Origin of the sequence: Sandarakinorhabdus sp. (assembly GCF_031430775.1) — a bacterium.
In the GTDB taxonomy this organism is placed as follows: domain Bacteria; phylum Pseudomonadota; class Alphaproteobacteria; order Sphingomonadales; family Sphingomonadaceae; genus Sandarakinorhabdus.
The window spans coordinates 1-6,133 of record NZ_JANPCD010000155.1 but is presented as its reverse complement, the minus strand read 5'-3'; the positions used below and the strand labels follow the sequence as shown (position 1 = coordinate 6,133).

The 6,133-nt window shown below is 65.1% G+C and carries 6 protein-coding genes; all 6 read right to left on the bottom strand.

Going from position 1 to position 6,133, the window contains the following annotated elements:
• Positions 1 to 484, bottom strand: a 484-nt coding sequence (locus tag RMQ73_RS09850; protein WP_310498028.1) for an FAD-dependent oxidoreductase, incomplete at its 3' end; no start/stop codon positions are given.
• A 109-nt stretch (positions 485 to 593) separates the two neighbouring features.
• A complete protein-coding gene (locus RMQ73_RS09845) occupies positions 594 to 2,294 on the bottom strand; it encodes a DUF4153 domain-containing protein (protein WP_310498027.1) in 1,701 nt (566 codons plus the stop codon).
• 16 nt (positions 2,295 to 2,310) lie between these two features.
• The gene (locus RMQ73_RS09840) at positions 2,311 to 3,141 is read right to left on the bottom strand and encodes a DUF1294 domain-containing protein (protein WP_310498026.1); all 831 of its coding nucleotides are present in this window, start codon (positions 3,139 to 3,141) and stop codon (positions 2,311 to 2,313) included.
• Positions 3,142 to 3,183: 42 nt separating this feature from the next.
• Positions 3,184 to 3,651 (bottom strand): L,D-transpeptidase family protein, encoded by a 468-nt coding sequence (locus RMQ73_RS09835; protein WP_310498025.1) that lies wholly within the window; start codon positions 3,649 to 3,651, stop codon positions 3,184 to 3,186.
• Positions 3,648 to 4,937 carry an adenylosuccinate synthase gene (locus tag RMQ73_RS09830; RefSeq protein ID WP_310498024.1) on the bottom strand — a complete coding sequence of 430 codons (1,290 nt, stop codon included), beginning with the start codon at positions 4,935 to 4,937 and terminating at the stop codon, positions 3,648 to 3,650. Before RMQ73_RS09830 ends, RMQ73_RS09835 begins: the two co-directional genes overlap by 4 nt.
• Positions 4,937 to 6,073 (bottom strand): ATP phosphoribosyltransferase regulatory subunit, encoded by a 1,137-nt coding sequence (locus RMQ73_RS09825; protein ID WP_310498023.1) that lies wholly within the window; start codon positions 6,071 to 6,073, stop codon positions 4,937 to 4,939. The genes RMQ73_RS09830 and RMQ73_RS09825 overlap by 1 nt, the downstream gene beginning before the upstream one ends.
• Between the last annotated feature and the right edge of the window lie 60 nt (positions 6,074 to 6,133).

Here is a 6,133-nt window from a genome sequence, read left to right as displayed (position 1 = left end):
GAAACACCTCGTTCGAGGTGATGCCAAGCTCGGCGCCGGGCAATTCGGGGATCATGGGCCGGGCGCCTGTGGCCACGAGGATATGGCCCGCAGTCACGCGCTGCCCGCCGACATCGAGCGTATGGGCATCGATGAACGTTGCGCGTGCGTGAAAGGTCGTGACCTTGTTGCTGTCCAGCGTGGTTTGATAAATGCCGTTCAGCCGGTCCACTTCGGCCAGCACATTATCGCGTAATGTCGCCCAGTCGAAGGTTTTGCCGTCGATTTTCCAGCCAAACCGGCGGGCATCGACCAGATCCTCGGCGAAATGCGCGCCATAAACGAGCAATTTCTTGGGCACGCAGCCCCGGATGACACAGGTGCCGCCGACGCGAAATTCCTCGGCCACGGCAACCCGGGCGCCGTGTGCAGCGGCGATGCGGCTGGCGCGCACCCCGCCTGAACCAGCGCCAATGACGAAAAGGTCGAAATCAAGGGTGGGCATGTCGGGGCATCCTTGTGCTTTTCCGGTTTCATAAGGACGGCCGGGTACAGGCGCCAATCGAAAAGCGTGGTCAGGGTCATCGACAGGTGGCGGGCATTGCCCGCACGGCTCATTCGAAAATCACGTCCACTGGCTTGCCGTCAATGGCAATCTGGCGGCGCCGCACAGTGCGGATGGTGACTTCGCCCTCCAGCACTTCTTGGCGGTCGGCGGCCTGCGCGCCGGGCGTTGTTGCAGTGAACCCGCGTTCTGCCTGCTGCCATTCTTCCTTCCCGGCGCCGCGTTGCCATATGACCTGGAAAGGGGCGTATTGCAGGTTGAGGAACAATATGGCGCGCTCGCCTTCGATGAGCAGGACACAGGCCTGTTTGCCCGCGCAGTCGCCGCTGCGGGCCATAGCCGCGAGCAAAGCGGGCGGGATTTGGGTGCCAGCGGGCAGCACACGCAGATTGGCCTTGAGCTCCGCAGTCCCGTTCAAAAGTTGATCCGGGCGGCGCAGCACCCAGCGATTGTCGGCCTTTTGCGCCTCCAGCGCTGCACTGGCGATGGCCGGACTGGCGCTTTTTGCCAGTGCGGCAACTGCTTGCCGGCCTGCCGCGCCGAAATCGAAACGCAGCGCCGCCCAGTCGAATTTCTCCGGCGATATGCGCCCGCTTTCCAGCCTTGCCAACTGGCTGCGCGTGGACAACGCGCCGAAATCGATGATCGGTGTCGCCAGCAGCAGGGCGGCAGCGCACAGCAGCACCGCCATGGCCAGATTGCCTTGCCGGATACGCGCCATCCAGCCCGAACGCCGCAGGACAGCGATGGCATAGACCAGGCCATAGGCGCAGGCGATGGCCACGAATGTGACCGCCCAGAGCCGGTCGGGCGATAGGCCGTGCTGCATGATTCGCCGCGCCGTCGACAAGGCGGCGATGACGCCGAGCGGCAGCATAGTGATGCCGAGGACGGCAGCGGACAGGCGCATGACGCGGCTGCGGCCTTCGTCGGCTGGTTCGTCCGAGATGATGGCATTGGCCAGAACCAGCGCGCCGATGATGCAGGCAAGCAGGATCGGCGTCGTCGAACGAGTCGCCGCCCACAGCGGCGCCAGGCCGGTGAAGGGCAGGGCGACCAGGAACAGCGCCAGCCCCAGCGCCAGCACCGGGGTGAGTGCCGACAGCACGAACCTGAGCACCCGCTGCAAGGTGGACAGGATGCGGATCTGGTCCCGCAACAGCCCGGTGCCCCCCAGCAGCGTCGCACCGCTGAACACAAATCCGAACCAGCGCGCATCAAGGAGTGTTTTCAATATCTTGATGCCAATCAGATCGAACAGGCCGGCAAGCAGCCATGCCAGCAACCAGCTGATCCCCAAAAACGCGAGGCTGGCGAACCACAGCACAAGGTTGGTCCAGGCGCGGTCATGCGCGATGGGATATGGAATGCGGGGGCCATTGCCCGGCTCGGCACCAGCGCCATCTCGCCACGCTTGAAACAGCGGTGCGGCAATGGCGATGGCAATGGCCGCGCAGACCATGCGCCAAGTGGCTATGTCGTCGAGACCGGCCGTGCCACCGGCAAAATGGCTTGTGCCCCAGGCGATGAAACCGACTGCAAGGGCAAAGGCGATGGCCAGCCCCGGCCGGCTGCGTTCCCAGACATAGGCAAAACCGAGCGCGAAGACGCCAAGGCCGTTGCACAGTGCGAGCGTGCCTTCGGGGATGGTCTTGCCGCCGGGCGGCAGCAGATTGTGGAATGCAAGGCCGGCAGCGCCGCCAAGAACGGCCAGCATAGCGGTGCGCGCCGGCCAGATATCCTGTGTCATATGTGCGCTCCGATGATCAAGGCATCAGCCAGAGGAAGCTGCCGAGCAGGATACCGATTTGCAGGCCGATGACGATGATCATCCCCTTCTGGAAGCTCTGCTTGGACGTCTTGTGGCGCAGCCGCCGCATGGCCAGCAAGCCGCCGGGGCTGCCGCCCAGAAATGACAGCATCAGCAGCCGGGCTTCGGGCACACGCCTGACGTTTCGGCGCAGCCCTTCGATGGCAAGCGCCTTGTCGCGGGCGAATTCAAAATAGGTGAACAGGTTGATGCCGGCAAAGGCGGCAAGCACCAGCCACCATGGTGACAAGTTGCGCACAGGATCGGGGCCAGCGTCTGTGTCGGAGCGGTCCAGCAGCGCGTCCCTGCCGGGCCCGCTGAACGCCGGGCTGTCCGATTTGAAGTTGAATTGGCCCTGCTGGTTTGCCGGTTGGTTGTCCGTTTGCGTGGCTTCGGAAGCCGCCACTTCGGTTTCAGCGCGGTTGTTGCCGCCGCCGCAATCAAGCGCCGCATAACGTGCCACCGCATAGCCATCGGCGATCATCGCGCAGGAAATGTCGCGGCCATCGGCAGAGCAGGTAACAATTGCCCGGCCATAGGTATCGGTGTCATGCTGCACGCATTCGACATTGCGGCCCGCCGTCAGCCCACGCAGGTGGTCGCGCGCCGCATAGGGGTCGCCGGGGGTGCAGTCGCGGCCCGGACGGCAGGCGCCGGGCATTTCCGGCGCATCGATGCCTTCCAGCCGCATGGCGCCCGGCATGTTGCTGCAGCGGATATTATCGCCGTCATGATGGCTGGGGGAGGCGCAGGCAAAAGCGGCGGCGGCAAGTACGATCAGGGACATGGCCGCACTATAGGGCGGGTCTGGACTGCCGCAAACTGCGTTTCAGCGCCGGATGGTGACGCGGGTGCCGGTGGGAACAAGCGCCCAGAGCCGGTCCATTTCGGCGTTGGACAGGGCAATGCAGCCGTCCGTCCAGTCCCAAGGCAGCCTGACAAAGGGGGATTGCCCCGGCTGGCCATGGATGAAAATGTCGCCGCCAGGTTGCCGGCCGATGGCCGTGGCGGCACCGCGATCAACCCTGTCGGGATAGGAGATTCGCAGCGCGAGATGATAGCGGCTGCCGGTGTTGCGAAAATCGATCCGGTAATCACCCTCGGGCGTGCGTTCATCGCCTTCGAATTTCTTGTGGCCACTTGGCCGCGCGCCGAGCTTGATGCCGGAAAAACGCGCCAGCAGCCGGCCATTGGAAAAGGCCGCCAGCGTGCGTTCGCCCTTGTCGATGATGATGTGATCGGCAAGCAGCGCCGGCGGCGCAGTGGCGAGCAGGGCAAAGGCGAGGGCCGCGCTCAATCGACGAACGGATCACGCACGAGGATGGTGTCTTCGCGTTCCGGCGAGGTCGAGACCAGAGCCACCGGGCACTGGGTCAGTTCTTCGATGCGGCGGATGTACTTGATCGCCTGCGCCGGCAGTTCGGCCCAGCTGCGCGCGCCGGCAGTTGATTCGCTCCAGCCCTGGAATTCCTCGTAAATCGGCTCGACCCGCGCCTGGTCGGCGGTGTGGGCGGGCAGGTAGTCCAGTTCGCGGCCATCGAGCCGGTAGCCGGTGCAGATCATCAGCGTTTCAAAGCCATCGAGCACATCCAGCTTGGTCAGCGCCATGCCGGCAACGCCGGACACAGCAATGGCCTGGCGCACCAGCACTGCATCGAACCAGCCGCAGCGGCGCTTGCGGCCCGTCACGGTGCCGAATTCGCGGCCGCGCTGGCCGAGCCGTTCGCCCATGTCATTGTCCTGCTCGGTCGGGAACGGCCCGCTGCCGACGCGGGTAGTATAGGCCTTGACGATGCCCAGCACATAGCCGGTGGCGTTTGGCCCCATGCCGCTGCCCGCCGCAGCCTGTCCGGCCACGACATTGGACGATGTGACGAAAGGATAGGTGCCGTGATCGACATCGAGCAGCACGCCCTGTGCACCTTCGAACAGGATGCGCTTGCGCTGCGCCTTCGCGTCGCGAAGGCGGGTCCAGACGGGCTGGATATAGGGCAGCACCGACGGCGCCACGTCGCGCAGTTCGGCAATCAGCTGTTCGCGGTCCACCGGCGCAATGCCGAAACCGGTGCGCAGGGCATTGTGATGCGCGAGCAAACGGTCAAGCTGCGGGCCGATATCATCAAGATGCGCCAGATCGCAGACCCGCAGCGCGCGGCGGCCGGCCTTGTCCTCATAGGCCGGGCCGATACCGCGCCGCGTCGTGCCGATCTTGCCGGCGCCGGATGCATCCTCGCGGGCGCCGTCAAGGTCGCGGTGCAGCGGCAGGATCAGCGGGCATTGTTCGGCAACGGCGAGGTTTTCGGGCGTGATGGTGACGCCCATGGCGGAAATGCGCGCGACTTCATCACGGAAATGCCACGGATCGAACACCACGCCATTGCCGATGATGCTGAGCGTGCCGCGCACGATACCAGACGGCAGCAGCGACAATTTATAGGTCTGGTTGCCGACGACAAGCGTGTGCCCGGCGTTGTGGCCGCCCTGAAAACGCACGACGACATCGGCGCGCGACGACAACCAGTCGACGATCTTGCCTTTGCCTTCATCGCCCCATTGGGCACCAATCACCGTTACGTTTGGCATCAGTCTTCCTTCTGGCCATCGCCATCAACGGCGTGCGGCAGGTCTTCGACAAGCATATGGCTGCAACCATAAGCGCGTGGGTCCAGTCCGCCTGTGAAGGCCTCGACCGTGGCCCAGCCTTCACTGCGCAGCCGCGCTGCGATTGCGGCGCCCGTGCCGGGCGGCAACAGGATGCGGCGCTGTGCACGCTGGCCCAGACCGGCATCGACCAAGCCATCGACATAGAGCGAAAATCCGATGGCCGCTTCGCCGGTCCCGAGTGCATAGGCGCCGCCGCGGCCCACTTCTCCCGATATGCCGGCACCGAAAAGGGAAAAGCCTATCCAGGTCTGATATTCAAAGCCGTGGCGTTCGGTGGGGTCGAGCGTGACGCTGACGCCATCAAGGCCGGCGACCAGCCGCACGATGCGCGAAAGACGGCCGGCGACAGTGGACGGCAGAAGCGGCAGGGCAAGCAACCGGGCAAGCGCTACATCAGCCGGGCCGGCGGCGTTTATGAGCGGCACGAATGCTCCCGCGCCAAGAGCAACAAGCCCGCCGGCATCCTTGCCATCAAGCAGTGCCTGTACCTGTGCCAATGTCGCGCGCCCCATGTCCCAGCCTGAAGCGGCAAGGTCACTGACCATGGTCGGCATGGTGATATCGATGCTGAGCGCAGCAACGCCGGCGGCGCGAAGCGCTTCGATGGCGACGGCCATGATCTCGTGGGCGGCGGCCTCGCCGTCATCGCCGATCAATTCGGCCCCGGCCTGTATGCGTTCACGTTCCGGCGACAGTTGATCGCCGCGCACGCGCAGCACCGGCCCGGCATAGCTGAGCCGCAGGGGCCGTGCCGCCTGGCCCAGCCGCGTCACGGCAATGCGGCCAACCTGGCCGGTCATGTCCGACCGCAGCGCAAGGCTGTGCTGCGAAACGGGATCGGTAAAGCGCAGCAGTTCGCGCACGCCGCCGCCGCCCGCCAGGCTGGATTCATATTCCATCAGCGGCGGCGACACGCGTTCATAGCCAAATGACGCGAAAACGCCCGTCAGAGTGCGCACCAGCGTGGCTGCAGCCTCTGCCTCGGGCGGCAGCCGGTCGCGCAAACCTTCGGGCAGCAGGCCCGGGGTCACCCCGATTGTCGTGGCAGTCGTCATGAATGGGTGCCTGTCATCGGGCGCGTGGTTAGACGTGTGCGGGGGGCGGAGCAAGTGCCG